Below are 26,828 nucleotides of genomic sequence, written 5' to 3' on the forward strand. Positions count from 1 at the left end.
GCGCGCGCAATGCACCGCCTGAAAGCACAACGCGCGCCCCCCATCTTAACCCGGTGTTCAAGAATTGGCCCGATACTGCCCCCGATCGCCCCCTGCATGCGCTGTTGTACCATGAATTGTGACATCTCTTTTCCGGAACGACTGGCGCGCGAACGGCGCGCGCGGCTACGGGCGGAACGGCTGTATGAACAGGCGCAGCGCGATTTGCGCGCCATGAACGAACATCTGCGCGACCATGCGTTCAAACTGTCCGATCAGGTGATCGCCCAACGCGAGGAACTGGGCGCAATCCGGCGCCATGCCCATAGTCTGGAAGGGGTGAATACACAGGTCAGCCAGGATTTGCAGGTCGCCCATTCCGAGATTGACCTTGCCAACCTGCGCCTGCGCGAGGCGGTTGAAACCCTGCAAGACGGGTTTGCCGTCTTTGACGGGGATCAGGCGCTGATTCTGGCCAATCAAGCCTATCTCAGCGTGTTTCGCCCCTTTGCAGAGGTGCAGCCCGGCATTCGCTATACCCGCATTCTGGAAATCTGCGCGCATGAAAATCTGGTGGAATTGGGAGAGTTTAGCGCCGATGAATGGGTGTTCAGCATGTTGCGCCGCTGGCGCCAGCCGCATATCCCGCCGATAGAGTTGCATTTTCTGACCGGCATGTCGGTCCGACTGACAGACCGCCGCGTTGCGAATGGCGATTATGTGTCTCTGGTGCATAACATCACCGATGCCTTGCGCTATCAGGCCGAATTGCGCGACGCACAGACCCGCGCCGAAGCCGCGGTAGAGGCGAAATCGGCCTTTCTGGCCAATATGAGCCATGAAATCCGCACGCCGATGAATGGCGTTGTCGGCATGGCCGAATTGCTGGCAGAAACCGCGCTGGATGAAGAACAGCGCAGCTATGCCCAAACCATTTCCAGCAGCGGGCAGGCGCTGGTGTCCATCATCAATGACATTCTCGATTTCTCGAAAATGGATGCAGGCCGCTTGCACCTGAACCCGACCAGCTTTGATCTGGAAAAAACCATCCATGAAGTGCTGAGCTTGCTTGCGCCAGTGGCACGCAGCAAGCGGATTGAATTGATACTGGATTATGACATGTTCCTGCCCGCCCATCTGGTGGCGGATTACGGGCGCATGCGCCAGATTCTGACCAATCTGGTGGGCAATGCCATCAAATTCACCGAAACCGGCTATATTCTGGTGCGCGCAGTGGGGCTTGGCACCTCTGAGACAGGGCAGATCGTGACGATCACGGTGGAAGATACCGGTATCGGCATCGCGCCCAAGGATCAGGGGCATATCTTTACCGAATTCAGTCAGGTGGAACAAACCGCCAGACGCCGCTATGAAGGCACAGGTCTGGGCCTTGCCATTACCAAACGCATTGTCGCGCAGATGGGGGGCAAGATATGGGTGGAATCCGAACAAGGTGTGGGGTCATGCTTCGGGGTGACACTGGATTTTCCCGTAGCAAACGACCTGCCCGCCCCTGTACCGCAGGATTTGCCGGAAGGTCTGCGCTCGGCCCTGCTTGTCAGTGACCACCTGATCAGCCGCGAGATTGTCGCGCGCCGCCTCAAGGCGCTGTCTGTCGCAGTGATGACCGCCACCCAGAAAGATACAGTGCAGCGCCAGATTGCCCGCTCGCCCCCAGATTTTGCCCTGATTGATCAGGATCTGATCGAAGGCGGGATCGGCGGCCTGCTGGCCGAACTGGCCCAACACAGCCCTGCCACAAAAGTTGTGGTGCTGTGTTCCAACCCTGCCGAAATCAAATCCGAACTTGCGCAGCACAGCGTTTTTGCAACATTGCATAAACCCCTGATCTGGCGCAATTTGCTGGCCGCCCTGCATGGCCCTGCGCGCGCTGCCGCGCCCCCGTCTGATGGGGGCGATCGCGCAAAACCGGCCCTACCCGCCCGCCAAGGGACAGCGCGCAAGCTGCGGATACTCTATGCCGAAGATAACAAGGTCAACCGGCTGGTCTTTACCAAGATGTTGAAAAACATGGAGATCGACTTGCACATGGCGGAAAACGGACGGCTTGCGGTAGAGATGTTCAGCCAGATTGCCCCCGATATCGTGTTTATGGATGTCTCGATGCCCGAAATGGACGGGCGCGAGGCGACGCGGCGTATTCGCGCCACTGCTTTGGGCAAATCGGTGCCGATCATCGCGCTGACCGCCCATGCCTTGCAAGAAGAGATCACGCGCATGCTGGATGCAGGCATGAATGCCATGCTAAGCAAACCCTTGAAAAAGGCAGAACTTTTGGCCGCTTTGCGCGATCATGCCCCGACAGAATTTTCCATGTCGGAGGGGTGAATTTGAACAGCGCGCAAAAATACTGGCTGGTCCGCCTGCGACAGGTCTGGCGCGTAGCGGTAGCCGCCAGTGTCGAAATCCAGCAGCGCCGCAGGGTCTGTCAGGCGGTTTTCCACAATAAACCGCGCCATCGCGCCACGGGCTTTCTTGGCGTAAAAGCTGATGATCTTCGGCTCTTCGCCTTCGGCCTGTTCTTTGAATACAGGCGTGACAATGCGCAGCCTGAGTGCCGCAGGGGCCACCGCGCCGAAATATTCCTGCGACGCGCAATTCACCAGAACCTGCGATCCGGTCTGCGCGGCGGTGGCATTCAGCGCCTCGGAAATCCGGGTGCCCCAATAGTCGTACAAGGATTTGCCCTGCGCCGTGTGCAACCGGCTGCCCATTTCCAACCGGTAGGGCTGCATCGCGTCAAAGGGTCGCAGCAGGCCATACAGCCCCGACAGAATGCGCAAATGCCCCTCGGCCCAAGCCAGCGCATCAGCATCGAGCGAGGCAGCGTTCAACCCTGTATAGGTATCGCCCGCGAAAGCATGGATCGCAGGGCGCGTTGCATTCGGGTCGGGCTGGGGGGCGAAACTCTCGAAGCGTTCAAGGTTCAGCGCCGCCAGCTTGTCGCTGATTTTCATCAGGCGTTTCAACCCGTCCGCACCGATCTTGCGCGCCTCTTGCGCCAGCACCACTGCATCGTCCTGAAATGCAGGCCGCGAAAGCGCGCGCGGGGCACCCTTTGGGGTCCAGTCAAGCTTCTTGGCAGGCGAAAGGACAACAAGCATGGCACACCATCGTTGAAGGTCAATGCGTGGCTACCTATCGGAACCCGCGCAAATGTCCAGTGCAGCGCAGCAAACAGCCCGCACGCGCTTGCCCTTTGGGCGCGGCCCGCTTAGGTTTGCCCGAACCTATACGGAGTGTCCCATGCTGTCCATCATCCAGATCCTGCTGCTTATCCTGAATGTCGCGCAATTCATCATCATCGCGCATATCATCCTGAGTTGGCTGATAAATTTTCAGGTGCTCAGCCTGCGTTCGCCTTTGGTTGCGTCAATCTGGGACGGGTTGAACCGTTTGCTGGAACCGGCCTATCAGCGCATTCGCCAGTTCATGCCCGATCTGGGCGGGATCGACCTTGCGCCGCTGATCGCGCTTATCGCGATTTACGCCATTCGCGTTATCCTGATTAACAACGCGGCGGCGTTTATCTAGGCCCATGTCATTGCCCCTTAGCCTTGCCCCTGCCGAGCCGCCCGAAGCGGTGCTGTCGCGCGTTTTCGGCTTTCCTGCCTTCCGGCCCGGACAGGCGGAAATTGTCGAGGCGGTGATGGCCGGGCAAGACACTTTGGCCATCATGCCCACGGGCGGGGGTAAATCGCTGTGCTTCCAACTGCCCGCCCTGTGCCGAGAGGGGCTAACTGTGGTGATCTCGCCCTTGATTGCGCTGATGCGCGATCAGGTGCGCGCGTTGCAGGAATTGGGGGTTGCGGCAGGTGCGCTGACCTCTGGCAATACCGAGGAAGAAACAGACGCTGTTTTTGACGCCATCTCGCGCAACGCGCTGAAATTGCTGTATATCGCGCCCGAACGGCTGGCATCGGGGGGTACGATCGACATGCTGCGCCGCGCGCGCTGCGGTTTGATTGCCGTGGACGAGGCGCATTGCGTCAGCCAGTGGGGCCATGACTTTCGCCCCGATTACCTGCGATTGGGCGATCTGCGCCGCACCCTGAATGTGCCGCTGGCCGCATTTACCGCCACCGCAGATGCAGAAACCCGCGCCGAGATCATCAAGCGGCTGTTCGACGGGGCCGCGCCGCAAATCTTCCTGCGCGGGTTCGACCGGCCCAATATCCGGCTGAACTTTGCCGTCAAGAACAAGCCGCGCGAGCAGATTCTGGCCTATGCCCGCGCGCAAAAGGGGCAGTCCGGCATTGTCTATTGCGGCACCCGCGCGCGCACCGAAGCCCTTGCGCAAGGGCTGTGCGAAGCAGGCCACAATGCGCGCGCCTATCATGGCGGCATGGAGGCACACGCACGCCGCATGGTGGAAGAACTGTTCCAGCGCGAAGATGACCTGATCGTGGTGGCGACTGTGGCCTTTGGCATGGGGGTGGACAAGCCCGATATCCGCTGGGTCGCCCATGCCGACCTGCCCAAGTCGATTGAAGGGTATTATCAGGAAATCGGACGCGCGGGCCGCGATGGCGCGCCCGCTGACACGCTGACGCTGTTTGGCCCCGATGACATTCGCCTGCGCCGCTCTCAAATCGATGAAAGCCCGGCACCTTTGGAACGCAAACAGGCCGATCACGCGCGTCTGAATGCGCTTCTGGGTCTGGCCGAGGCGACGGGCTGCCGCCGTCAGGTGCTGCTGTCCTATTTCGGCGATGCGTCAGAGCCATGCGGGAATTGCGACATCTGCGCCAACCCCGCCAAGCTGTTCAATGCCACAACGCCTGTGCGCAAAGCGCTGTCGGCCATTCTTCGCACTGGCGAAAGTTTCGGCGCGGGCCATCTGATCGACATACTGACCGGCAATTCCACCCCCAAAGTGGTGCAGCGCGGGCATGATGCGCTGCCGACCTTTGCTGCGGGCAAAGACCTGAGCCGCGCAAAATGGCAGGTGGTGTTTCGCCAGATGATGGGCCGCGATCTGGTCCGCCCCGACCCAGAACGCCACGGCGCGCTGCGCATGACCGAAGCCGCGCGCCCGATTCTGCGGGGCGAAGCGGAAATCCACTTGCGCGAAGATACTGTCACAGGCGCGCAAGACCGCCCTGCGGTGAAATCGCTGGTCTCTGACGAAGATGCGCCGCTATTGTCGGCGCTGAAGGCCAAGCGCCGCGCGCTGGCCGAAGAGGCGCGCGTGCCCGCCTATGTTATTTTCACCGACCGCACCCTGATCGAGATGGCCGAGACACGGCCCGCCAACATGGACGAAATGGCGCGCATCTCGGGCGTGGGGGCCACCAAGCTGGACCGCCATGGCGCCAGTTTTCTGGCGATCATCACAGGCGCAACCCCTGCGCCGCAGCACCCGCAACGCCGCAAACTGGCGGGCCGCGATGCGGGCGATCTATATGATGCGCTGTTTACGCTTGCCCGCGATCTGGAACGCGGGCCAGATGGCACTGACAAGCTTTTGACCCTGTCGCCCGCCATCCTGCGCGCCATCGCCACCGCCCACCCCGTGACCGAGGCTGAACTGGCGCGGATCAAGGGTATGGACACCGCACGCCTGGAACGTTTCGGCGCGGCAGTGCTGGAAAAGCTGGCAACATAACCCCACGGCCAGTCTTGACGCGGCGCGCGCCGTCCCCCACCGCTGCCCCAAAGGAGCGCGCCCATGTATCCCTTCATCCGCTTTGCCAAAGAAATGCTGAAATACCGCAACGCCCCCCGCCTTGGGGTGTGTGATCTGCATGTCTCGCACCACCGCTGCTGGCCATGGGACTTGGACCCGTGGGTGGAATTGAACAATGGCCGCACGCTGACATTGTATGATCTGGGGCGCATTCCGATGGCCATGCGCACTGGGCTGATGGATGTGCTGCGCGCGAATCGCTGGGGCATTACTGTGGCAGGTAATACCACGCGCTACCGCCGCCGCATCCGCGCCTTCGAGCGGTTTGAATTGCGCAGCCGCTGCATCGGCTGGGATGACAAATTCCTGTATATGGAACAGGCCATGTGGAAAGGCACGGAATGCGCCAACCATATTCTGATCCGCTCTGCCTTTACATCGGCGCAGGGAATCGTTCCGCCCGCACAGGTTTTGCGCGCCTTGGGCAAGGAGGCGGACAGCCCCGAATTGCCGCCTTGGGTGCAGGCATGGATCACTGCCGAAGCACAGCGGCCATGGCCGCCAAACATCTGAGTGTAAACACTAATAATTCGAGTTGAAGGTACAACTTTAGAAACAATCCAAGGTTTGATCTGCATCAAGGCACAGGCTCACGACTCTGTTATTCTGTTCATCAGACGCGCGCGAAAACTGCACGGCTCTGGCCTTGCACTGGTTGATGATAAAGTAACACGAACAGGAGGCCCACATGACCCCCAGACAACTGCACCGCCTTGGCGCAACAGCCATGGCCCTGGTGTTGAGTGTCACGGCAGTTCATGCCGAAGACATCGCAGAATACATGGATTTCTTCGAACCGCTGCCATATCTGCCGCCCATTCCTGCGGCAAACTCGCTCACTCCCGAAAAAGTGGAACTGGGCAAAATGCTGTTCTTTGAACCCCGCATTTCCGGTTCGGGCGTGATCAGCTGCGCAACCTGCCACAACCCTGCACTGGGCTGGTCTGACCGTATTCCCACAGCCGTGGGCCATGACGGGCAAGTGGGCAACCGCAACACGCCAACCGTGCTGAACTCTGGCTTCCTTGGGTCGCAATTCTGGGACGGGCGCGAACCTGATCTGGAAGGCCAGGCCCTTGGCCCGATCGAGGCCGAGATCGAGATGAACATGGATCTGGAAGCCGCCATCCGGCGCCTGAAGGAATTTGACATCTATCACGAACATTTCGCCGCCGCCTTCCCCGGTGACGAAGACCCGATCCGCGCGGAAAACATTGCCGATGCGATTGCCAGCTTTGAACGGACGCTGAACACGCCCAATTCGCCGCTGGACCGTTTCCTTGCAGGCGATGTGCAGGCAATGAGCGAGTCGCAGGTTGAAGGAATGAAACTGTTTGTCGATGCAGGCTGCGTGGCGTGCCACAATGGCCCGGCACTAACCGATAGCGGCTTCCACCGGTTCGAGCTGCCAGGCTCTACCGATGAGGGGCGCTTTATCGTGACCGGCGACGAAGCTGACATGTTCGCCTTCCGCACACCCACTTTGCGCAACGTCGCAGTGACTTATCCGTATTTCAACAACGGTTCGGTCGCGGACCTGCGCGATGCAGTCCAGCTGATGGGCCAGCAGATGCTGGGTCAGGACTTCGCGGATGAAGAACTGGATAATCTGGTGGCCTTCATGCATGCGCTGACAGGTGAAATGCCGGATCTGGTTATTCCTGCGCTGCCATAATCGCGCTTGAATGCAACATCTTTGCGCCGCCCCCTTGTGGGGGCGGCGTTTTCATGCGCGCAGCGGGTGGCGCGTGCTGCGCCACATGGCCCATGTCAGCGCCATATTGGTCAGGCCCAATGCGGCCAGCAGATACAGGGTGACACCCGCGCCCGCCGCACTGATGATGAACGCGCCCGCCATGGGCGCAACTGCCTGTGCCATCAGCGCCGGACGCGCAAGCCGCCCCATCAGCACCGGAAACCGCGCAGGCCCGAACAGCGCCAGGGGCAGCGCACCGCGCGCGATGGAAAACAACCCGTTGCCCGCCCCGTAGAGGATCAGCGCCAAGGCTGGCAGTTGCGCACCAGAGGCCAGCAGCACCAGCCCCGCCCCGATCGCCCCGGTCGAGGCGATCATCGTCCAGATCGGATGATGCCGCCCGCGCCCTGCCATCTCGATCAGCCGCGCGCCAACCTGTGCAGGCCCGATCAAGGCCCCAAGCGCGACAGCCTGCCCCAGAGTGATGCCTTGCGCCTGCAACAGCTTGAACAGCCAGATCGAGACATTCACCACCACCAACCCGTTCAACACCAGCAAACCGGCCATCATCGCAAGCTGGCGCGCCTCGGTCTGTGATAGGGGCTGGGGCGGGGCAATCTGGTCGGGCGCGGGCGGCGGGGCCTCCACCTCTCGGGGCAGAACCAGCCAGACAAGCGGCAAGGTCAGGCACAGATGCAGCCCCGCATAGGCCAGCGCGACCCCGCGCCAGCCCCACATCTCTAGCATCAGGGCGGAAAGCGGCCAGCACACAGTGCTTGCAAAGCCGCCCCATAGCGTCAGCGTGGTGATGGCGCTGCGCGCATCTGCGCCATACAGGCGGCCCAGCGTGGCAAAAGCGGGGTCATATAGCGTGGCCGCCATGCCCAGCCCCAAGACCAGCCAGCCCAGCCAGAACACCCACAGGGCCTGCGCCACAGCCAGCAGCACCAACCCCAAGGCCAGCGCGACCACGCCCGCGGCCAGAACAGGCCGCCCGCCATAGCGCGCGATCATCCGCCCCACCCGAGGCGAGATCAGCGCCGCAGTCAGCAGCCCTGCGGATAAGGCGCCGGTAATCGCATTCAGCCCCCAGCCTGTCGCCGCCGCAACAGGTGCTGCAAGCACGGTCATAAGGTAATAGCTGCTGCCCCATGTCAGAATCATCACGACCCCCAGCGCCGAAATCACCTGCCAGCGTGGGCGCGCGCGCTTCAGATCAGGCATGTCTTGCGGACTTGTGCTGTTGGGGGGGGGCCATCTTACTTTCATCCAAAATCTGCGTTTCCATAACGTTTGCGCAACTGTCCGTCATCGCGCCCAGATTGCGAAGCGCTTGCCACTTGCCGCCGAAACGCTTATTGCTAGGCAGTACTTGAAAGCGCGCGGCAGCTTGCTCATGCCTTACCCAAGCAATAGGAAACGATCCATGACAAAACTGAAATCTCTTGTTGTCGCTGCACTGGTGGCAACCCCGTTCGTCGCCCAGGCAGAACCCACCGGCAACGCGGCTGCCGGCGAATCTGAATTCCGCCAATGCGCAAGCTGCCACGGCGTTGTAGACCCTGATGGCACTGTCATCCAGCGTCTGGCCCCCACTGGCCCCAACCTTTGGGGTGTTGCAGGGCGTCAGGCAGGTGCATATGACGGCTATGCCCGTTTCTCTGGTGCGATTGTTGCGGCGGGTGCGGAACATGGCGTTGTCTGGGACGAAGCAAGCTTCGTCGCCTTTGTAACCGACCCAAGCGGCTATCTGCGCGAGGTCACAGGCGATTCGCGTGCGCGCTCGAACATGAACCACCGCCTGCGCGGCTCTGCTGAAGATATCTATGCCTATCTGGCACAGTTCGGCGAGTAAGCGGCAGCTATCAGAAAATGTACCGCAGAAGCTGGAAAACTGCCCCTGACTGCCATAGGTGTTAGTAGACAGTGAAGGAATTTGTGGTACTTTCAGCACGTGTTTGCAAGGAGTGGAAATGTCAAAAAGACTTCATCATTGGCCGAACGGACCTCGTGAAGGGTATGGCGGCTAGCTTGTAAGACGAACGAATTAAAGGCCCGCCGAATTTTGGCGGGTCTTCTGCTTTTTCAGGGTTTGAATGTGAATAATGGATTTTGAGCTGTTACTTGCCCCCGCTGCGATACTGATCTCTGCATTTGGCGCGTGGTATTTCGCACAAAAGGCAATCCACAACGCGCAGGACATCTCAAGAAAGAAAAATACGTTCGACTATCTGAGCAAGCTGAGTTGGGACAGGGACTACATTCAGGCCAAAAACGTCTTTCTTGAAATCAAGATCGGCCCCAAAAAGCTGAGAGCGGTCGCGGAAGAATATGAACGGCTGAAAAGCAACGGTCATGGCCACAACGCCCCTGATGACGATGAAACCGCAAGAAAGACCATCGTGGAACATGCGGCGATCAAGAACATCCTGAATGAATATGAAGCGCTTGCGATTGCGATCAAGTCCGCCACACTTGATGAACAGATTGTCCGAGAGAATATTCAACAGCAATTTGTAGACCATGTGGACGCGTGCAAGGATTTCATCGAACACACGCGCCGCACCAGCGGGTTCCGGCGACCGGAAAGGATTTGGTGCGAAGTCCAGCTACTGGCTGAAAAATGGCGTCTGTGACGCCTCAAATCAGCCATTCTCGCGCAGAATATGCCCCGCCAGATAGAGCGAGCCACAGATCAGCACATGGGCGCTTGGGTCTTGTGCGGCAATGGATTGCAGCGCTGACAGAACATCTGTCGCCTCGCTGGCCTCAATCCCGGCGCTGCGCGCGGCTTGTGCAGTGGCCTCTGCCGGTAGGGTTGCGGCCTCGCCGGGGATCGAGACTGCGTAGAGATGCTGCGCCACATCCTTTAGAGGGTGCATGAATCCCACCACATCCTTGGTGTTCAGCATGCCGCAGATCAGCCACAACCGCCCGACATTCATCTGCGCCAGCGTGGCTGCAATCGCGCTGCCTGCTGCCGGATTATGCCCGCCATCCAGCCATAACGTGCCCTGCGGCAACGCATCGACCAATGGGCCTGTGCGCAGGCGTTGCATACGCGCAGGCCAATGCGCCTGCGTCATTGCGGCTTCCGCCCCTGCACTATGGTTCAGCGCGCGCAAAGCGGCCAGCGCCATGCCTGCATTCTGCACCTGATGCGGGCCGGGCAGGTTGGGCAAGGGCAGGTCCAGCAGCCCCGTTTCATCCTGATAGACCAGCCGTCCGCCCTCGACACTGACATGCCAATGCTGGCCATAAACCAGCAGCGGCGCGCCAAGGCGCGCGGCGCGCGCCTCGATCACATCCAGCGCGGCCTCATCTTGCGGGCCGACAACACAGGGCACCCCGCGTTTGAGGATGCCCGCCTTCTCGGCCGCAATTTCGGGCAGGGTGGTGCCCAGATATTGCTGGTGGTCCAGACTAACCGGCGTGATGACTGTCAGCGCGGGGCGGTCAACCACATTCGTGGCATCCAGCCGCCCGCCAAGCCCCACTTCCAGCAGCGTGTAATCCGAAGGCATGCGCGCGAAAGCCAGCAGCGCGGCGCAGGTCGTAATCTCGAAATAGGTGATCGCGTCCGTGCCATTGGCGGCAAGGCATTCGTCCAGCAGTGCCGACAACGCCTCTTCGGAGATTAGCGCGCCTGCCAGCCGGATACGTTCATGAAACCGCGCCAGATGCGGCGAAGTATAGGCATGCACGCGCGCGCCGTCCCCTTCCAGCCCCGCGCGAATCATCGCCTGCGTTGACCCTTTGCCATTGGTGCCCGCAATGTGAATGACAGGCGACAAGCGGCGTTCGGGGTGGTCGAGCGCGGCCAGCAGACGCCAGACACGGTCCAGCGTCAGGTCAATGATCTTGGGGTGGAACTGCATCATCCGCGCCAGCAGCGCGTCAGAGTTGGCCGTGCTCATTTTTCCTCGGGCGTTTGGGCGGCGGCTTCGGCCTGTGCCGCCTCGATTACTGCGGCAGGGTCGGGGCGCGGCAGATCGCCATGCACCACAGGGCCAAGGCCCCCCAGCATGCGCAGAATTGTCGCAATCTCGGCGCGCAGTTTCGGGCGCGGGGTCACACGGTCCAGCATGCCATGTTCCAGCAGATATTCGGCGCGCTGGAACCCCTCGGGCAGTTTCTCGCGGATGGTTTGTTCAATGACGCGCGGCCCTGCGAAACAGATCAGCGCGCCCGGTTCGGCAATCTGGACATCGCCCAACATGGCATAGCTGGCGGTAACGCCGCCGGTGGTGGGATGGGTCAGCACCACGATATAGGGCAGGCCCGCTTCGCGCAGCATATCCACGGCAACAGTCGTGCGCGGCATCTGCATCAGCGACAAAATTCCTTCCTGCATCCGCGCGCCACCTGCGGCGGAAAACAGAACCAAGGGCAGCTTGCGCTTGATGGCATGTTCGCAGCCCGCAATGATGGCATTACCCACATGCATGCCCATGGACCCTGCCATAAAGCCGAAATCCTGCGCCACAGCAACCAGCCGCGTGCGAAACACCTCGCCCTCGGCCACCAGCATGGCTTCTTTCTCGCCGGTCTGTTTTTGCGCGGCTTTCATGCGGTCGGGGTATTTCTTCTGGTCCCGAAACTGCAACGGGTCCGCAATCGGCTGGGGCACCGCGATTTCGGTATACAGACCGCCATCAAAGAACGCGGCAAAGCGTTCGCGCGGGCTGACCGTCATGTGATGGCCGCAGGAATTGCACACGCGCTGATTATCCGTCAATTCACGGTGAAACAGCATCGTGCCGCAACTGGGGCATTTTTCCCACAGGTTTTCCGGCATCTCGCGGCGTGAAAACAGCGAGTTGATCGTGGGGCGAACGTAATTGGTGATCCAGTTCATCGGGCAGTCCCTGCACAAGATGGCAGTCAGATAATGGGCTGGCGCGGGAATTGCAATCAGCGCCCGCGCAATGCCCGCCTGCAAATCGCCCAGACCAGCAGCATGCCCAGCAGATCAAGCCCCAGAAGCGGCAGGATTGTCTCTGTATCACTGGCCGAGAATGGCAGCCGGTACAGCGCCAGCCCGTCCAGCGCCTCGCCGGTGGTGAACAGCAAGATCGCAAACAAGTTATTGGCGAAATGCAGCCCCCACGCCATGCCGATGGACCCAGAGCGCGCGGTCAGATCCGCCATCAACAGGCCAAACGCCCCTGTCAGGAACACAATCATCCAGACAGACCCGCCCATCTCCTCGGGTGCGTAATGCACCAGCCCGAAGATAACCGAAGGCAGCACCATCCAGACCCAGCGCGAGGCAAAGCGCGCCGCCAGTTGTTGCTGCATATAGCCGCGAAACACCAGCTCTTCCGCCCCTGTCTGGATCAACAACCCCACAAGCGCGAGGGGCAGGAACATCAGCCACACATTCCACGCAACGCCGCGTGTCAGATCCAGCGTTGCCAGAAACCAGATGATGCCGGGCAGCGCCACAAGCGCGAAAATCCCGAACCCCACAGCAAAATCGCGCAACACGATGTCGCGCGGGCCAAACAGCGTGGCAACAGGGCGTTTATGCACCCAGCGCGCAGCCGCAAAAGCCCCCAGGGCCATGCCCACAAATGTCAGCAGCAACAGGATCAGCGATGCAGGCGTGCTGCCAGTGCCAATCGCGCCCAGCGCCTCTTCCAGCCGGCTGGCCCCAAGCGCCAGACCGATGACACCCGCCATCGCGCCCATCCACAGAATGTAGATGACGAAAAGCAGCACCAGCCCCAAAACCAGCCGCCACAGCTGCGGGCGCAGCCGCGCAGGGGCCACATAACGATCAAAAACAAGCGGCTTGAGCAACATGACACACCCCAAGGCATAAATGAATGACACTTGCCTTAAATAGCCTATGTCGCGGGGCTTCAAGCATTTCTGATCTGCGTGCATGCGTGACTCTGCCCGCGCAACGTGACAGTTTGGCGCAAAGGCCATGACAAGGTATGTCAACGATGGCAGGCGCAACGCTGGCTCTGGTAATTATATTGCAGGTGAGTTTCATCATCCGCGCGTTGCTGCGCGCGGGGTTGACCCCTTCTGCGCGGCTGGCTTGGGTGACGGTCATCTCGGCCCTGCCGGGTGTGGGGATCGCGGCCTATTTCCTGTTTGGCGAAATCCGGCTGGAACGGGCCAAGCGCGAACGCATGCGCGAGGTGCGCAACCAGTTGCTGGCCGCACAGGCCAGCAGCCCCGACCAGCCCCTGACCCTGCAAGGCCCCGCCATTCCCAGTTTCGCGGCGGGCCACGCCACCAGCGGGTTCATTCCCGTTGCAGGCAACCGCCTGACCCTTCTGCCCGAAGGGGATGCGATGATGGAGGATATGTTCACCGCCATCGACGCGGCGCAAGACCATGTGCATGTGCTGTTCTACATCTGGCTGCCTGACATAACAGGCACCCGCATGGCCGACAGCCTGTGCCGCGCCGCACGGCGCGGCGTGGCCTGCCGCGTGCTGGTCGATGATCACGGCGCGCGGCGCCTGATCCGCTCGCCCCTATGGCGGCAGATGCAGGGCGCGGGTGTTGCGCTGGAACGTGCCGCACCTGTGGGCAACCCGCTGGTCAGCCTGCTGTTCCGGCGTCTGGACCTGCGCAATCACCGCAAGATCGTGGTGGTCGATAACCGCATCAGCTGGGTTGGCAGCCGCAATTGCGCCGATGCCGCCTTTGCCATCAAGCCCCGTTTCGCGCCTTGGGTGGATATCCTGATGCGGCTGGAAGGGCCGATTGTGCGCCAGCAACAGGCGGTGTTCCTGCATGACTGGATGACGCATCACGCCGAAGACCTGAGCGCGCTGTTGAGCACCGACGCGCCAGATCCGAATGCAGGGCCGGTGATTGCGCAAGTCATCGCCTCCGGGCCGGATGACGTCTATACCACCCCGTCCGACGCGATGCGCGCCATGATCTATGCGGCCACCGACCATCTGTTCCTGACCACCCCCTATTATGTGCCCGACCAAGCCTTGCACACAGCGCTATGTTCCGCAGCCGAACGCGGGGTGCGGGTGGACCTGATCCTGCCTGCGCGCAATGACAGCCTGATTGTGGGCGCAGCCAGCGAAAGCCTGTATCCTGACCTGCTGCGCGCAGGGGTGCGCATTCACTTGTTCAAGGAAGGCTTGATCCATTCCAAGATCGTCACGGTTGACGGGCTGTTCGGCATGATCGGCACCGCCAATCTGGACCACCGCAGCTTTGACCTGAACTACGAAAATTCGCTGATGTTCCAATCCACCCAGGTCATCGCCGCGCTGGATGCCCGCCAGCACAGCTATATCGCGCGCGCCCGCACCCTTGAAGGGGATGAGGTGCAGCGCTGGTCCGCCCTGCGCCGGTTGCGCAACAACACAGTGGCGCTGGCCTCGCCGCTTTTATAAGCGCGCCCCTCTACCGTTGTGCCATCTTGTCATTGCAAAAGTGCTGGGCTATGCGTCAATCCTGAACATGTGAAGGTTATACCACATGAGCCTGACCGCCCAGACGCCGACTGCCGAACGCACCACATGGCTTGTGTTGCTGGCAATCAGCCTGTGTCACATGATCAATGACATCATGCAAAGCCTGCTGGCCGCGATCTATCCGCTGCTGGCGTTGGAATTTGACCTGAGTTTCTGGCAGATCGGGATGATGACCTTTGCCTTTCAGGTCACCGCATCCTTGTTGCAACCGCTGGTTGGCCTTGTCACCGACCGCCGCCCCATGCCGCAATCGCTGCCCATTGGCATGGGGTCCACGCTGTGCGGGCTGATCCTGCTGGCCTATGCCGACAGCTATGGCGGGCTGCTGACAGGGGCCATGCTGATCGGCATCGGCTCGGCGGTGTTTCACCCGGAATCAAGCCGCATCGCGCGGCTTGCCTCTGGCGGCAAATTCGGCACCGCGCAATCGCTGTTTCAGGTGGGCGGCAATTTCGGCGCGGCCCTTGGCCCTTTGCTGGCCGCGTTCATTGTTGTGCCCTTGGGGCGGCCAAGTGTGGCGGCGTTTGCCATTATGGCGCTGGTGGGCATGGTCATCCTGAACCGCGTGGGGCTGTGGTATGGCACGCTGACCCGCGCCAGCGCAGGCAAGGGCCGGCTCACCCAGACACATGGACTGGCGCGCAACCGCGTGATCTGGGCGATTGTGGTGCTGGCCATCCTGACCTTCAGCAAGAACGCCTATACGGCCAGCATTTCCAGCTATTACACGTTTTTCCTGATCGAGCGGTTCGATCTGGGCATCGTGCCTGCGCAGCAGATGCTGTTCCTGTTTCTTGCCGCCTCTGCGGCAGGGGTCATGCTGGGCGGACTGATTGGCGACCGCTTCGGCCCGCTGGTGGTGATCTGGGCCTCGATTCTGGGCGTGCTGCCCTTCACACTGATGCTGCCTTATGTGGGGCTTGGGGCAACGGCGGTGCTGTCGGTCATCATCGGGGTCATCATCGCCTCGGCCTTTCCGGCCATTGTGGTCTATGCCCAAACCCTGCTGCCCGGGCGCGTGGGGCTGGTGGCGGGCATCTTTTTCGGCTTTGCCTTTGGCATGGGCGGAATCGCGGCAGCGGTCTTGGGGGTATTGGCCGATTCCCGTGGCATTGCATGGGTCTATCAGGCCTGCGCCTTTCTGCCGCTTCTGGGGCTGTTTACCATTTTCCTGCCGCGCCAATCCGCCCTCGGGTCTTGACCCGCGCGCAGGCGGCTGCTACGTCCTGCAGAAGCGCGGGCGTTGTGTAATGGTAAGACCTCAGCCTTCCAAGCTGATGACGCGGGTTCGATTCCCGCCGCCCGCTCCAGAATCTCTTGCATCCTGCTCTATTTGCCTTTCTGCTGCATGGGTCAGCATGAGAGGGTCCGCGTATGAGTTCAATTCCAATGCCACTCAACGGGAAGGTAACAGCCTTCCTCAACCAGCACGCCCCCGAAGAAATACGCCGCACGGTCGAGCAGGCGCGCAAACGCGACACGCTGGCCGGCAGCTACCCCTATGACCGCTGGATGAACAAATCCGACTATCAAGACGCCCTCACCCCGCTGCAATTCGAACTGGCCAAACTTCAGCACTGGCTGGCCGAGACGCAGCAACGCGTCATCGTCATCTTCGAGGGGCGCGACACGGCCGGTAAATCCGGCGCGATCAACCGCATCACCGAAGTCACCAATCCCCGCACTGTCCGGGTGGAAGCCTTGCCAAAACCCACCGACCGCCAGCTGCGCGAATGGTTTTTCCAGCGCTATGTCGAACGCCTGCCTGCGGGGGGCGAAATGGTGCTGTTTGACCGCTCGTGGTACAACCGCGCCGTGATTGAACATGTCTTCGGCTTCTGCACCCCCGAGCAGCGCGCGCGATTCTTTCAGCAAGTGCCGGAATTTGAACGCATGCTGGTGGGCGACGGTGTGCATCTGGTCAAGATCTGGCTGAATGTCTCGCGCGCCGAACAATTGCGCCGCCTGCTGGCGCGCGAAGGCAACCCGATGCGCCATTGGAAACTCTCGCGCATCGATATCGAGGGGTTGGGCAAATGGGACAGCTACACCCATGCCATCGCCCAGACATTCGAGCGCACCCATACCACGCATGCCCCCTGGACAGTCATCCGCGCGGAAGACAAGTATCGCGCGCGGCTGGCTGTCTTGCTGCACCTGCTGGGCACCCTGCCCTATGCGCTGAAAGAGCCCGCCAACATCCCCGCGCCCGACCCGAACATCTGCGGCACGCCCGCCATCTGGGACGCCGAGTTATGGGATGATGGCACCTGACGGCCCCATTTTCTTGCGCCAAATACTCTCGGGGGGGGCCATGCCATGCATGGCGGGGGGCAGACAGCCCCCCAACACCGCTGGAAATCGCACCGCGCACGCCTAAACTGTGCAACACAGGAGGCTTCATGAAAGCGCTGACCCTTTACGATATTACCAAAAGCTTTGAAACCGCCGAAGGGCGGGTCGAAGTGCTGAACGCTGTCTCTCTGGGGCTGGAGGCAGGCCAGTCGCTGGCCCTGACCGGCGAGAGCGGCAGTGGCAAATCCACCCTTTTGCATATTGCTGCGGGGTTGGAGCAGCCCGATGCGGGCCGCATCTTTGTAGGGCCAGAGGATCTGACCGCCATGGGCGATGCGGGGCGCGCGCGTTTGCGCCGTGGGCAGGTCGGGTTGATCTTTCAGCAGTTCAACCTGATCCCCTCGCTAAGTGTCGCGGCCAATCTGGGGTTTCAGGCGCGGCTGGCGGGCAAGGCAGATGACGGGTTCGTCACCGATCTGGCGCAGCGGCTGGGGTTGGGGGGGCTGATGCAGCGCTACCCCGAACAGCTTTCGGGCGGGCAGCAGCAGCGCGTGGCCATAGGGCGCTGCCTTGCCGCGCGCCCTGCCCTTGTGCTGGCGGATGAACCCACCGGCAATCTGGACGAGGCGACAGGCGATCAGGTGCTGGACCTGATGTTGCAGCTGACCGCTGAGGCGGGGGCGGCCCTTTTGCTGGTCACCCATTCGCCCCGCCTTGCTGCGCGGTGCGATGCCCGCGCGCATCTGCGGGCGGGCCAGCTTGCAGAGGCACCATGACGCGCGCGGCCCTTCTCGCGCTCATCTCACATTGGTGGCGCAATCCCTTGCAACTGGTCATGTTGCTGGTGGGGCTGGCGCTGGCAACCGCGCTGTGGTCCGGTGTGCAGGCCCTGAATGCCGAGGCCCGCGCGGCCTATAGCACCGCCGAGGGGCTGTTGTCGGATGGCGGCACCGCGCGTCTGGAACACGCCTCTGGCCAGATGGATCAGGCCGAATTCGCCCGCCTGCGCCGCGCGGGCTGGCATGTCTCGCCTGTGATCGAGGGGCGCGCGGCTTTGGGCACAGGCCGCGTCACGGTTCTGGGGATCGACCCGCTCAGCACCGAGGCAGGCATGGGCGCGGCCCTTGCCGCGTCTGATCTGGAGGGGTTTTTCAACGGGCTTGGCTATGCCCACCCCCAGACGCTTGCAGAAATCGGCCCCACAGACCAGCCCTTGCGCGCCACGCAGGCCGTGCCGGTCGGCACAGTCCTGTTCGACATCGCAACTGCGCAAACCCTGTTGGGCGCTGATGGCTGGATCACCCGCCTTAGCCTTGCGGCCAGCCAACCCGACGGGCTGCAACCGCTGGAAACGCTTGCCCCCGGGCTGCGCCTGATTGCCCCTGATGACGGGGCAGAGCTTGCGGGCCTGACCGACAGTTTCCATCTGAACCTGACAGCCTTTGGCCTGCTGGCCTTTGCAGTGGGGCTGTTCATTGTGCATTCTGCGGTTGGGCTGGCCTTCGAGCAGCGCCGCGCCATGTTTCGCACCCTGCGCGCCCTTGGCCTGCCGCTGCGCCATCTGACCGCCTGCCTTGCAGGCGAAATGGTGCTGTTCGCGCTGGTCGCAGGGGCTGCGGGGCTTGCCATGGGCTATCTGCTGGCCGCCGCCCTGCTGCCCGACGTCGCGCTGACGTTGCGCGGGCTTTACGGCGCGCCGGTTCCCGGCCGCCTGCAATTCGACCCGCTCTGGGCGCTGGCGGGCCTGGGTATGACGCTGGCAGGCACCGCGCTGGCAGGCGCACAGGCGCTGTGGCGGCTGTGGCATATGCCTGTGCTTGCCCCCGCGCAGCCCCGCGCATGGGCGCATGCCAGCGCGCGCATGATGCGCCTGCAAGGCGCGGCGGCGCTGGCGCTGGCAGGGCTGGCGGGTGTCCTTGCCCTGACCGGCAGCGGGCTTGTCGCCGGATTTTCCCTGCTGGCCGCAACTCTGCTTGCAGCCGCGCTGGCCGTGCCGCTGGTGCTGTCTGCCCTGCTGGCCGTGGCTGAACGCATGGCCCGCGGGCCTGTGGCGCAATGGTTCTGGGCCGACAGCCGCCAGAACCTGCCACGCCTGTCGCTGGCACTTATGGCGCTGATGCTGGCTCTTTCGGCCAATATCGGGGTGGGCACAATGGTCGCAAGTTTCCGCGCGACCTTTATCGACTGGCTGGACCTGCGCCTTGTGGCCGAGGTGAATGTCCTGCCCCGCAGCCCGTCCGAGGCCGAAGCCCTGCATGCTTTCCTCACCCCGCGCGCCGATGCCATCCTGCCCATGCAGCGCATTGACGCAACACTTGGCGGCCAGCCCGCACAGGTCTACGCGATGAAAGACCACGCCACCTTCCGCGACAACTGGCCCCTGATCGCCCCTGTGGCCAATGTCTGGGACAGGCTGGCGGCAGGCGATGGTGTGCTGGTCAATGAGCAACTCTACCGCCGTGCCGGGCTACGACCCGGCACCTCGACGCTGGACTTGCCGGGCATTGGTCCCCTGCCGGTTCTGGGGGCCTACCCCGATTACGGCAACCCGCTGGCGCAGGCTGTGCTGTCGCAAGAGCGCTTTATCGCGGCCTACCCCGACACCCCCATCCGCCAATTCGCCCTCCGCACCTCGGACGCCCCTGCCCTGATCGCCGCCCTTCAGGATGATTTCGGCCTGCCAGCCACCCAGATCACCGATCAGGCGCAGGCCAAGGCGCTGTCGCTCAGCATATTCGAGCGGACCTTCCTGATCACCCGCGCGCTGAATGTCCTGACGCTGTCGGTTGCGGCGCTGGCACTGTTTGCAGCCCTTGTCACCCTGTCGGGCATGCGGCTGGCGCAGCTGGCCCCGCTTTGGGCGCTGGGGCTGACGCCGCGGCATCTGGCCGCGCTGGAACTGGCGCGCGCGCTGGTGCTTGGCCTGCTGACGATGGTCTTTGCCCTGCCTGTGGGGGTGTTGCTGGCACAAGTGCTGCTGTCGGTCATCAATGTGCAGGCTTTTGGCTGGCGCTTGCCCATGCAGGTCTTTCCCGCCGATTGGGCGCGGCTGGGCCTATGGGCCAGTGTGGCCGTACTGGCCGCAGCCGCTGTGCCCGCGCTGCGGCTGTGGCGTAAGGGGGCTGCGCAATTGCTGCGCGTCTTTGCGTATGAACGCTAGCTGTGCCATCCCGCGCGCGCTGGTGCGCGGCTTGCCGCTCGGCACGCATTCCCCCTATCATCACGTTCCATGTGCCCGCATCATGGCGTTGATCTCTTTGATATGAAACGCCAGCATTGCATTTGCCTCGATGGACTGGCTGGCATTGCGGGCCTGTTCATAGCCTTCAAGCACATGTCTTTCGCCCTCTGCGACGCGGTCCATCACATCGTCATCCACATCTTCAAACCATGACCGGATTTCGATGAGAGAGCTGTTGACCGTTCCGAAAAATGACCCGTCCTTGTCGGGGTTGCGCCCTGATTTGCGCAAATACTCGGCCAGTTCGCGTTCATGCTTTTTATGGGTTGCAAGAAACGTGTCGGACACAGGTTTGAACTCCGGCTCTGCTTTTTGCGAGAATTTCTCAAATCCCGCGATGGTATCAAGCACGCGGGTATGCACCTCTGCGATCTTGTCCAGCGGGTCATCGCCCGGGCCTTCCTGTGTGGCAGGCACCGTTTCGATGGGGTCACCGGCAGTCGGGGCCACTTTCGGGTTCAGATGTTTAATGTCTTTGGGGTCCATGAGTTGGCCTTTCGCTGTAGAAACGTGAAAAAGCCGGTCCCGCAGAACCGGCTTTTTGGGTTATGTCACATCGGCGGTTGCCCTCGGACTGCGCGCGCGATCATTGCGACCACGAACAGCACAAGGAACACAACGAACAGAATTTGCGCAATCGATGATGCCGCACCCGCGATACCGGAGAATCCAAGTGCCGCAGCAACCAGAGCAACGATCAGAAAAGTAAGAGCCCAGCCTAGCATGGTGTTTCCTTTCAATGTGCGTCGCATCTGCGACCATTGAAAGAAGAACGACTTGCCCGCCCCCTCGGTTCCGTCCGCGCACAAACGGGTGTAGTGCAGCGCCCATAAAAAAGGCCCGGCATTGCCGGGCCTTCTTCGTGCGGGGGTTAAAATTCAGGCATTCAGCGTCTGGGTGGAGGCAAAGAACATCGCTTGCGACACAGCAGAGCGCACCTGCTCTTCCTCGAAGGGTTTGGTGATCAGGAATGCCGGTTCCGGCTTGTCGCCAGTCAACAGGCGTTCGGGATAGGCGGTGATGAAGATCACAGGAATATCAGGGTATTGCGCCAACAGCTCGGTCACGGCTTCAACCCCGGAAGAGCTGTCCGCCAGATGGATATCTGCCAATATCAGATCAGGGCGTTCGCGTTTGCCCAAAGCAACCGCTTCTGTATGGGTGCGCGCGATGCCTGTCACATTATGGCCCATTTCGGCAACAATGCTTTTGATGTCCAGCGCGATCAGCGGCTCATCCTCGATGATCTGGATATGCCCTTGCACGGATTTCGACATTTCGTGATAGGCGATGGCGATCAGTTCCTGCGCCTCGGCCACGGGCACCTGAATAATCTGGGCAATCTGGTCATAGGACAAATCTTCAAGCGAGCGCAGCAGCAACGCCTCGCGCGTGTTTGGGGTCAGTTCGGCCAGCAATGATTGCGCGCGCGCCTCGATCCCCTCGACAGGGTCAAGGCCGACGGGCGCGCCTGTGGTCTGCCAGACTGTATGAAATGCCTGAAACAGCGCCAGTTTGGGGGATAACGCATCATCCAGCAGACTGCGATCTTGCAAGATTGCTTCCAGCGTTGCGGCTGCGTAACTGTCACCCGATTGCTGTGATCCGGTCAGGGCGCGCGCATACCGGCGCAGATAGGGCAGTTGTTTTGCAATCTGCAAAGATGTTGACATGTTCTCTCCCAAGGGTGTGTGCATGAAGTAGTACCATCTTTTCATGTGACAATCAGGGAATTCTGACGTCTTCGGGTAACCATTTAATGTTTCAAGGAACCAAAACACATAACTCTGCGTTTGGTTCCCTGATGCAGCCATGAGCGCTGCCTTGCGCATCCGGCAGGATCATGTCAGGTTTAGAGAAGTTGGAGCCTTTGGCGAAATGATGATAATGAGTGGTAAGGACGACCCCGATTCCAATGCGATTTCGCCATCGGTGGCGCAACAAATCGATGAGAACCTGAAACGGCTTTACTCCGACACCACGTCCGAAGCCCTGCCCCCTAGCCTGACTTCCCTTCTGAATGCGCTGCGAGAGAAAGACGCTCAGAAAAAGTCAGGTGACGAATGACCACGGAAAAAAAGGCGCCCGCGCCTGCTGCCGATCCGCGTAATGAGATTGTCACGCACTTGCCCGCCTTGCGCGCCTTCGCGCGCGGGCTGACAGGAAATGTGTCCAGCGCGGATGATCTTGTGCAGGATACAGTGCTGAAAGCCTGGAGCAAGTTTGACCAGTTCAAGCAAGGCACCAATCTGCGCGCGTGGCTGTTTACCATTTTGCGCAATGCGTTTTTGTCACAGCAGCGCAAACGCGCCAAGGAAGTGTCTGACAGCACAGGTAGCTTTGCCGCCAAGCTGGCCTCCAAGCCCGACCATGACGGCCGTCTGGCCCTGCAAGAATTGAATGATGCAATGCGCACCCTGCCTGTCGAGCAGCGCGAAGCGTTGCTTCTTGTGGGGGCTTTGGGCTTCTCGGTCGAGGAAGCTGCCGAAACCTGTGGCTGCGCCCCCGGAACAATCAAAAGCCGCGCCAATCGCGGGCGCAAAGCTTTGGCCGAAATTCTGCATCTCGATCAGGCAGAACAGATTGATCCGACCGACAGTTCTGTTGCAGCCGTCATGGCCGCGGCCCCGACAATATTCTGAGGGTGTAGCCATCAAGCGGCGCTATTTGACATTGCCTGAAATCAGCAACCGTCTGGCGACACGCCTTGCGATCTTGCTGACTCTCGCGCTTGCGCCACTGGGCTCTATTGCCATCTATTCAGAGTTGGAGACATGGCAGGCGCGAAAGGCCGCATCTGAATCGCGCCTGATTACCCGCACCGTCGAGACAGTGACCGGCCAGCGCGCCTTGCTTGAAAGTGCCATGCTGGCGTCAGATACTCTATCGCAGCTGGTTGTTGACAGGTTGGAAAACACAGCCGCCTGTTCTGCCTTTCTGGCAAATTTTATCGCAGATTCAGCGTTTTATGCTTTTGCAGGCTTTATCGGGGTCGATGGGCTGATGACCTGCATCTCAGAGGGGGAGCCTGTCGATTTCAGCGCAAGCCCGACTTTTGCCGAATCCGTCCAAAACCCAAGGGCGTCATTCAGTTTTCAGCCCTCGGGGGCGATTACCGGCCGCCCTGTTGTGCTGATCAACCGCCCTGTATTCGAGGAGGACACCTTGCTTGGCTTCCTCTCGATCTCGATCTCTCGCAGAAGTTTCGATATGATCGCAACGGCACCGGATAACGAAAACTCGCCGCGCATCTCTTACCTTGTCAACAACCGTGGCCAGACGCTGACCAGTTCCGACACCCCGGATGCTGACGATTTCCTGCCGGAACCAGAGATGCTGGAACGGATCATCAACCAGCGCGAGGGTGTCTTTACGGCCCCCAGCTATGGCGGGGACAAGCGGCTGTTCACCATAGCAGAACTGATGCCGGGGCAATTATACGTCCTTGGCAGCTGGAATGCCGCGCAATCCAGCAATCTGCGCGAGTTCAATTACTGGCGCGTCGGTTTTCCATTGCTGATGTGGCTGGCCTCGGTCGCGGTGGTGATGTTTGCTGTGCATTATATGGTCGTGCGGCATCTGCGCCAGATCAACAGGCAGTTGCGGCGCTTCGCCCTTGGCAATCGCGCCGAATTCCAGCGCCTGCCCGAAGAAGCCCCGACCGAACTGCGCGAGATTGACTCGACCTTCACCAAAATGGCGCGTCTGATCCGGCGCGACGAAGACGAGCGCGAAGATGCCTTGCGCGAGAAGACAGTCTTGCTGAAAGAGGTTCACCATCGGGTTAAGAATAATCTGCAACTCATCGGCTCGATCCTGAACCTGCAATTACGCCGAGTGACCGACACAGAGGCGCGCTGCATTTTGCAAGGGGTTCAGGCGCGCGTCCGCTCGCTGGCCTCGATCCATCGCAAGCTGTATGAACAAGACCGCCTCTCTTACACGAATGCGACAGATTTCCTTGAAACGATCTTGCGCGAGACACTGGCCCTTGCGCGGTCCGAACAGGCCGAAATTGATGTGAAGACAGAGTTTGAACCTGTTATCCTGCCGCCTGACAAAATCATCCCGACCGCGCTTTTATTCGCCGAGGCGCTGACAAACGCGTTGAAACATGCCCAAGCCCCGCAGCCCGATACGCCCCCGCGCCTGACCATCAGTTTCCGCGCACGCGACGGATATGCAGATTTGCAGGTGCGCAATTCGCTTGCCGATGCGGGAACCGGAAGCGTGGCCTACGGGTTGGGACAAGAGTTGATGACGGCGTTTGCCCTACAGATGCATGCCGAATTTGAAAGCGGCAGGGTGCAGGATGACCAAGGCCATGGCTGGGAATTGCGCCTGCGTCTGGGCGATTCCGGTTTGAATGACACCGCACCGCACGCACAGGCATAACCCGTGCCCCAATACGTTTGGCCGAAAGGCACAGCCCATGTCAGACCCGCAGATCAAGTTGGACGACCCGGTTGACGAACACCGCGCCCTGCATGCGACCGAGTCGCGCATCGCATTGGCGGGGCATCCGCTGCATGCCATGCTGGTGGCCTTTCCCATTGCGCTGACAATGTCGGTCTTTGGCGCAGACCTTTTGTATTGGTGGACAGGAGATGCGTTCTGGGCGCGCGCCGCAGGGTGGGCGGCCTTCGGCGCATTTCTGCTGGGCGTGGTTGCAGGGGTTACAGGGACAGTTGAATTGCTGTTGGTGCGGGGCATTCGCAACCGCTCTGCCAGTTGGACGCATTTCATTCTGGCGGTCATGTTGCTGTCGATACTGGGAACCAACTGGGCCTATCGCATCGGGGATTATGAAGGCGCGGTTTTGCCCTTGGGGCTGATCTTGTCCGCAGTGGCAGCGGGGCTGACGGCGGCCACGGGCTGGCATGGGGGGAAACTGGTCTTTGACTATCAGATCGGCACCAAAATGCCACAAACCAAGCCCTGACACTCCGGCGCCGTGTCAGGTTTTGTGGAACCGATCCGTCCCCCCGCCCGTTAAAAAACGATGAAGGCACCGTCCAAACCCACAACCCGCGTGGCCCGCGCCCACCAGCCCGCCGCAGATCGCCCGTTTGACGTGGTGATCCATGCAACAGCCCTTTTGGTGCTGGGCGCGGGCGCGGTGGTCGCGCCTTTTGCGGTGTTGCATTATGCAGGGCCTGCCCCCACTGGCGGGGGAATATGGAATTTCAGCATGGGTCTGGGGTTTGGCGCAATGGCGCTGGCGGCGCTGCAATTCGCGCTGACAGGGCGCTTGCGCTGGATCACGCATCCGTTCGGGGCCGATATTGTCTATCTGGCGCATCGCTATCTCAGCTGGGGCGCAGTGGCGCTGATGCTGGGGCATTTTGGCCTGCTTTATGTGTTCCACCAACCCGCGCTTGGTGTCCTCAACCCGCTGGAGGCGCGCTGGGAATTAACCGCAGGGCGCGTGGGTTTGGGCTGTTTTCTGGCACTGATTGTCACATCGGAATTTCGCAAACGCCTGCATCTGCGCCATGAATGGTGGCGCAGGCTGCATCTGGGGCTGGCGATATCTGGCATGATTGCCGCCACTGCCCATGTGCTGGGCGTGGGCAATCTGACCGACACGCCCGCCAAGCGCGCGCTATGGCTGGGGGTGACATTCGGGTTTGTGGCGGTGCTGGTCTATACACATCTGATCCGGCCGTGGTTCTCGGCGCGCAACCCGTGGCGCGTGGTGTCCAACACTGCAGAGCGCGGCGGCGTGCATACGCTGGAATTGGAACCCGAAGGCCGCGCGCTGCATCGCTGGAAGCCGGGACAATTTGCTTGGCTGAAGATAGACCGCTCGCCCTATTCGCTGGTCGAGCATCCTTTCACCATTTCCACCGCCCCCGAGAAAGGCCCGAATCTGGCCTTCTCGATCAAGCCGCTGGGCGATCATTCCGCAGAACTGGCGCAAACGCCTGTGGGCGCGCGGGCTTATGTGGATGGGCCTTATGGGGCCTTCTCGATCGACCGTATGGCGAAAGCCCCCGGTCTGGTGATGATTGCAGGCGGTGTGGGGATCACGCCCATTCTGGCCAACCTGCATGCGCTGGACGCGCGCGGCGACACGCGCCCTGTTATATTGATCTATGCCAACCCGACATGGGAAGAGGCCAGCTTCCGCGAGGAACTGGACGCGATGAAAAGACGCCTGAACCTGACGCTTGTGCATGTCATCGAAACCCCGCCAGAGGGGTGGCAGGGCGCGCAAGGCCGCGTCAACCGCGAGACGCTGATCCAGCATCTGCCCGCCGATACGCGCAGATGGCCGCATCTGCTATGCGGGCCGGGGCCGATGGTGCAGGCCCTGCGCCACGAGTTGCATGATCTTGGTGTCAAACCCCGCCATATCGATTACGAAATCTTCGAGCTGGTCTGAGATGCGCCCGAAACTCGCCCTGTTTTTCGCAATTTTCCTGACTGTGCTGGCCATAG

General features: G+C 61.1%; 25 protein-coding genes and 1 tRNA gene. 18 read left to right on the forward strand and 8 right to left on the reverse strand.

Annotated features, from left to right (window positions below):
* Window positions 1-111: 111 nt before the first annotated feature.
* Window positions 112-2,328, forward strand: a complete 2,217-nt coding sequence (locus tag BG455_RS04015; RefSeq protein WP_170124710.1) for a response regulator — start codon at window positions 112-114, stop codon at window positions 2,326-2,328.
* Here the strand turns inward: BG455_RS04015 and yaaA are convergent.
* Window positions 2,292-3,104, reverse strand: coding sequence for a peroxide stress protein YaaA (yaaA, locus tag BG455_RS04020; RefSeq protein WP_071468676.1), 813 nt, complete (start codon window positions 3,102-3,104; stop codon window positions 2,292-2,294). The genes BG455_RS04015 and yaaA overlap by 37 nt on opposite strands.
* 142 nt (window positions 3,105-3,246) lie before the next feature.
* Between yaaA and BG455_RS04025 the strand changes: the two genes are divergently transcribed.
* From BG455_RS04025 to BG455_RS04040, 4 genes are all read left to right on the forward strand, one after another.
* Window positions 3,247-3,534 carry a YggT family protein gene (locus BG455_RS04025; RefSeq protein WP_071468763.1) on the forward strand — a complete coding sequence of 96 codons (288 nt, stop codon included), beginning with the start codon at window positions 3,247-3,249 and terminating at the stop codon, window positions 3,532-3,534.
* A 4-nt stretch (window positions 3,535-3,538) separates the two neighbouring features.
* Complete coding sequence (gene recQ / locus BG455_RS04030; protein ID WP_071468677.1) at window positions 3,539-5,608, forward strand: DNA helicase RecQ; 2,070 nt, start codon at window positions 3,539-3,541, stop codon at window positions 5,606-5,608.
* A 63-nt stretch (window positions 5,609-5,671) separates the two neighbouring features.
* A complete protein-coding gene (locus BG455_RS04035) occupies window positions 5,672-6,202 on the forward strand; it encodes an acyl-CoA thioesterase (protein ID WP_071468678.1) in 531 nt (176 codons plus the stop codon).
* Between the two features lie 175 nt (window positions 6,203-6,377).
* Window positions 6,378-7,364 (forward strand): cytochrome-c peroxidase, encoded by a 987-nt coding sequence (locus BG455_RS04040; RefSeq protein WP_071468679.1) that lies wholly within the window; start codon window positions 6,378-6,380, stop codon window positions 7,362-7,364.
* Between the two features lie 51 nt (window positions 7,365-7,415).
* Here BG455_RS04040 and BG455_RS04045 read toward each other — a convergent pair whose 3' ends face one another.
* Window positions 7,416-8,609 (reverse strand): MFS transporter, encoded by a 1,194-nt coding sequence (locus tag BG455_RS04045; RefSeq protein ID WP_071468680.1) that lies wholly within the window; start codon window positions 8,607-8,609, stop codon window positions 7,416-7,418.
* A 202-nt stretch (window positions 8,610-8,811) separates the two neighbouring features.
* Here BG455_RS04045 and BG455_RS04050 point away from each other — a divergent pair, with 202 nt between their 5' ends.
* Both BG455_RS04050 and BG455_RS04055 read left to right on the forward strand, forming a co-directional pair.
* Window positions 8,812-9,240 carry a c-type cytochrome gene (locus BG455_RS04050; protein ID WP_071468681.1) on the forward strand — a complete coding sequence of 143 codons (429 nt, stop codon included), beginning with the start codon at window positions 8,812-8,814 and terminating at the stop codon, window positions 9,238-9,240.
* A 250-nt stretch (window positions 9,241-9,490) separates the two neighbouring features.
* The gene (locus BG455_RS04055) at window positions 9,491-10,021 is read left to right on the forward strand and encodes a DUF4760 domain-containing protein (protein WP_071468682.1); all 531 of its coding nucleotides are present in this window, start codon (window positions 9,491-9,493) and stop codon (window positions 10,019-10,021) included.
* Between the two features lie 9 nt (window positions 10,022-10,030).
* On the opposite strand, the gene BG455_RS04060 is transcribed toward BG455_RS04055, so the two are convergent.
* From BG455_RS04060 to BG455_RS04070, 3 genes are read right to left on the reverse strand one after another with little or no spacing between them, the layout of a single operon-like run.
* Window positions 10,031-11,302 carry a bifunctional folylpolyglutamate synthase/dihydrofolate synthase gene (locus BG455_RS04060; RefSeq protein WP_071468683.1) on the reverse strand — a complete coding sequence of 424 codons (1,272 nt, stop codon included), beginning with the start codon at window positions 11,300-11,302 and terminating at the stop codon, window positions 10,031-10,033.
* Complete coding sequence (gene accD, locus BG455_RS04065) at window positions 11,299-12,243, reverse strand: acetyl-CoA carboxylase, carboxyltransferase subunit beta (RefSeq protein ID WP_071468764.1); 945 nt, start codon at window positions 12,241-12,243, stop codon at window positions 11,299-11,301. The genes BG455_RS04060 and accD overlap by 4 nt, the downstream gene beginning before the upstream one ends.
* A gap of 56 nt (window positions 12,244-12,299) precedes the next feature.
* On the reverse strand, window positions 12,300-13,193 hold the full coding sequence (locus BG455_RS04070) for a CPBP family intramembrane glutamic endopeptidase (protein ID WP_071468765.1): 894 nt from the start codon (window positions 13,191-13,193) through the stop codon (window positions 12,300-12,302).
* Window positions 13,194-13,330: 137 nt separating this feature from the next.
* Here BG455_RS04070 and cls point away from each other — a divergent pair, with 137 nt between their 5' ends.
* The 6 genes from cls to BG455_RS04100 all read left to right on the forward strand — a co-directional run bounded on the left by cls (window position 13,331) and on the right by BG455_RS04100 (window position 20,303).
* The gene (cls, locus tag BG455_RS04075; protein WP_071468684.1) at window positions 13,331-14,767 is read left to right on the forward strand and encodes a cardiolipin synthase; all 1,437 of its coding nucleotides are present in this window, start codon (window positions 13,331-13,333) and stop codon (window positions 14,765-14,767) included.
* An 85-nt stretch (window positions 14,768-14,852) separates the two neighbouring features.
* On the forward strand, window positions 14,853-16,049 hold the full coding sequence (locus BG455_RS04080; RefSeq protein ID WP_071468685.1) for an MFS transporter: 1,197 nt from the start codon (window positions 14,853-14,855) through the stop codon (window positions 16,047-16,049).
* A 35-nt stretch (window positions 16,050-16,084) separates the two neighbouring features.
* Window positions 16,085-16,158: transfer RNA gene (locus BG455_RS04085), tRNA-Gly, on the forward strand.
* Between the two features lie 64 nt (window positions 16,159-16,222).
* Complete coding sequence (gene ppk2 / locus BG455_RS04090; protein ID WP_342742037.1) at window positions 16,223-17,122, forward strand: polyphosphate kinase 2; 900 nt, start codon at window positions 16,223-16,225, stop codon at window positions 17,120-17,122.
* A 128-nt stretch (window positions 17,123-17,250) separates the two neighbouring features.
* Window positions 17,251-17,919, forward strand: a complete 669-nt coding sequence (locus BG455_RS04095) for an ABC transporter ATP-binding protein (protein ID WP_071468686.1) — start codon at window positions 17,251-17,253, stop codon at window positions 17,917-17,919.
* Window positions 17,916-20,303 carry an FtsX-like permease family protein gene (locus tag BG455_RS04100; RefSeq protein WP_071468687.1) on the forward strand — a complete coding sequence of 796 codons (2,388 nt, stop codon included), beginning with the start codon at window positions 17,916-17,918 and terminating at the stop codon, window positions 20,301-20,303. The genes BG455_RS04095 and BG455_RS04100 overlap by 4 nt, the downstream gene beginning before the upstream one ends.
* Window positions 20,304-20,363: 60 nt before the next feature.
* Here BG455_RS04100 and BG455_RS04105 read toward each other — a convergent pair whose 3' ends face one another.
* From BG455_RS04105 to BG455_RS04115, 3 genes are all read right to left on the reverse strand, one after another.
* Window positions 20,364-20,870: a DUF2383 domain-containing protein gene (locus BG455_RS04105; protein ID WP_071468688.1), complete on the reverse strand. Its 507-nt coding sequence runs from the start codon at window positions 20,868-20,870 to the stop codon at window positions 20,364-20,366.
* Window positions 20,871-20,935: 65 nt separating this feature from the next.
* Window positions 20,936-21,109 (reverse strand): DUF1328 domain-containing protein, encoded by a 174-nt coding sequence (locus BG455_RS04110; RefSeq protein WP_071468689.1) that lies wholly within the window; start codon window positions 21,107-21,109, stop codon window positions 20,936-20,938.
* 153 nt (window positions 21,110-21,262) lie between these two features.
* Window positions 21,263-22,057 (reverse strand): response regulator, encoded by a 795-nt coding sequence (locus BG455_RS04115; RefSeq protein ID WP_071468767.1) that lies wholly within the window; start codon window positions 22,055-22,057, stop codon window positions 21,263-21,265.
* A gap of 139 nt (window positions 22,058-22,196) precedes the next feature.
* Here BG455_RS04115 and BG455_RS04120 point away from each other — a divergent pair, with 139 nt between their 5' ends.
* Genes BG455_RS04120 through BG455_RS04140 form a run of 5 tightly spaced genes read left to right on the forward strand, consistent with a single transcriptional unit; the run spans window position 22,197 to window position 26,772 of the window.
* Window positions 22,197-22,451, forward strand: coding sequence for a NepR family anti-sigma factor (locus BG455_RS04120; RefSeq protein ID WP_071468690.1), 255 nt, complete (start codon window positions 22,197-22,199; stop codon window positions 22,449-22,451).
* Window positions 22,448-23,026 carry an RNA polymerase sigma factor gene (locus tag BG455_RS04125; protein ID WP_071468691.1) on the forward strand — a complete coding sequence of 193 codons (579 nt, stop codon included), beginning with the start codon at window positions 22,448-22,450 and terminating at the stop codon, window positions 23,024-23,026. The genes BG455_RS04120 and BG455_RS04125 overlap by 4 nt, the downstream gene beginning before the upstream one ends.
* A 25-nt stretch (window positions 23,027-23,051) precedes the next feature.
* A complete protein-coding gene (locus tag BG455_RS04130) occupies window positions 23,052-24,779 on the forward strand; it encodes a sensor histidine kinase (RefSeq protein ID WP_071468692.1) in 1,728 nt (575 codons plus the stop codon).
* Between the two features lie 37 nt (window positions 24,780-24,816).
* A complete protein-coding gene (locus BG455_RS04135; protein WP_071468693.1) occupies window positions 24,817-25,326 on the forward strand; it encodes a DUF2231 domain-containing protein in 510 nt (169 codons plus the stop codon).
* Window positions 25,327-25,386: 60 nt separating this feature from the next.
* Window positions 25,387-26,772, forward strand: a complete 1,386-nt coding sequence (locus BG455_RS04140) for a ferredoxin reductase family protein (RefSeq protein ID WP_084386120.1) — start codon at window positions 25,387-25,389, stop codon at window positions 26,770-26,772.
* Window positions 26,773-26,828 lie beyond the last annotated feature (56 nt).

The organism is Roseinatronobacter thiooxidans (genome assembly GCF_001870675.1).
Taxonomy (GTDB): Bacteria; Pseudomonadota; Alphaproteobacteria; order Rhodobacterales; family Rhodobacteraceae; genus Roseinatronobacter; species Roseinatronobacter thiooxidans.

What these genes read in the sequence shown, in the direction of transcription:
- BG455_RS04015 (WP_170124710.1), top strand. Translation starts at nt 112, where the DNA reads ATGAATTGTGACATCTCTTTTCCGGAACGACTGGCGCGCGAACGGCGC.
- accD (WP_071468764.1), bottom strand. Translation starts at nt 12,243, where the DNA reads ATGAACTGGATCACCAATTACGTTCGCCCCACGATCAACTCGCTGTTT.
- BG455_RS04095 (WP_071468686.1), top strand. Translation starts at nt 17,251, where the DNA reads ATGAAAGCGCTGACCCTTTACGATATTACCAAAAGCTTTGAAACCGCC.
- BG455_RS04050 (WP_071468681.1), top strand. Translation starts at nt 8,812, where the DNA reads ATGACAAAACTGAAATCTCTTGTTGTCGCTGCACTGGTGGCAACCCCG.
- cls (WP_071468684.1), top strand. Translation starts at nt 13,331, where the DNA reads ATGTCAACGATGGCAGGCGCAACGCTGGCTCTGGTAATTATATTGCAG.
- BG455_RS04045 (WP_071468680.1), bottom strand. Translation starts at nt 8,609, where the DNA reads ATGCCTGATCTGAAGCGCGCGCGCCCACGCTGGCAGGTGATTTCGGCG.
- BG455_RS04035 (WP_071468678.1), top strand. Translation starts at nt 5,672, where the DNA reads ATGTATCCCTTCATCCGCTTTGCCAAAGAAATGCTGAAATACCGCAAC.
- recQ (WP_071468677.1), top strand. Translation starts at nt 3,539, where the DNA reads ATGTCATTGCCCCTTAGCCTTGCCCCTGCCGAGCCGCCCGAAGCGGTG.
- BG455_RS04070 (WP_071468765.1), bottom strand. Translation starts at nt 13,193, where the DNA reads ATGTTGCTCAAGCCGCTTGTTTTTGATCGTTATGTGGCCCCTGCGCGG.
- BG455_RS04115 (WP_071468767.1), bottom strand. Translation starts at nt 22,057, where the DNA reads ATGTCAACATCTTTGCAGATTGCAAAACAACTGCCCTATCTGCGCCGG.
- BG455_RS04125 (WP_071468691.1), top strand. Translation starts at nt 22,448, where the DNA reads ATGACCACGGAAAAAAAGGCGCCCGCGCCTGCTGCCGATCCGCGTAAT.
- BG455_RS04140 (WP_084386120.1), top strand. Translation starts at nt 25,387, where the DNA reads ATGAAGGCACCGTCCAAACCCACAACCCGCGTGGCCCGCGCCCACCAG.
- BG455_RS04080 (WP_071468685.1), top strand. Translation starts at nt 14,853, where the DNA reads ATGAGCCTGACCGCCCAGACGCCGACTGCCGAACGCACCACATGGCTT.
- BG455_RS04105 (WP_071468688.1), bottom strand. Translation starts at nt 20,870, where the DNA reads ATGGACCCCAAAGACATTAAACATCTGAACCCGAAAGTGGCCCCGACT.
- BG455_RS04110 (WP_071468689.1), bottom strand. Translation starts at nt 21,109, where the DNA reads ATGCTAGGCTGGGCTCTTACTTTTCTGATCGTTGCTCTGGTTGCTGCG.
- BG455_RS04040 (WP_071468679.1), top strand. Translation starts at nt 6,378, where the DNA reads ATGACCCCCAGACAACTGCACCGCCTTGGCGCAACAGCCATGGCCCTG.
- BG455_RS04055 (WP_071468682.1), top strand. Translation starts at nt 9,491, where the DNA reads ATGGATTTTGAGCTGTTACTTGCCCCCGCTGCGATACTGATCTCTGCA.
- ppk2 (WP_342742037.1), top strand. Translation starts at nt 16,223, where the DNA reads ATGAGTTCAATTCCAATGCCACTCAACGGGAAGGTAACAGCCTTCCTC.
- BG455_RS04025 (WP_071468763.1), top strand. Translation starts at nt 3,247, where the DNA reads ATGCTGTCCATCATCCAGATCCTGCTGCTTATCCTGAATGTCGCGCAA.
- yaaA (WP_071468676.1), bottom strand. Translation starts at nt 3,104, where the DNA reads ATGCTTGTTGTCCTTTCGCCTGCCAAGAAGCTTGACTGGACCCCAAAG.
- BG455_RS04100 (WP_071468687.1), top strand. Translation starts at nt 17,916, where the DNA reads ATGACGCGCGCGGCCCTTCTCGCGCTCATCTCACATTGGTGGCGCAAT.
- BG455_RS04135 (WP_071468693.1), top strand. Translation starts at nt 24,817, where the DNA reads ATGTCAGACCCGCAGATCAAGTTGGACGACCCGGTTGACGAACACCGC.
- BG455_RS04060 (WP_071468683.1), bottom strand. Translation starts at nt 11,302, where the DNA reads ATGAGCACGGCCAACTCTGACGCGCTGCTGGCGCGGATGATGCAGTTC.
- BG455_RS04120 (WP_071468690.1), top strand. Translation starts at nt 22,197, where the DNA reads ATGAGCGCTGCCTTGCGCATCCGGCAGGATCATGTCAGGTTTAGAGAA.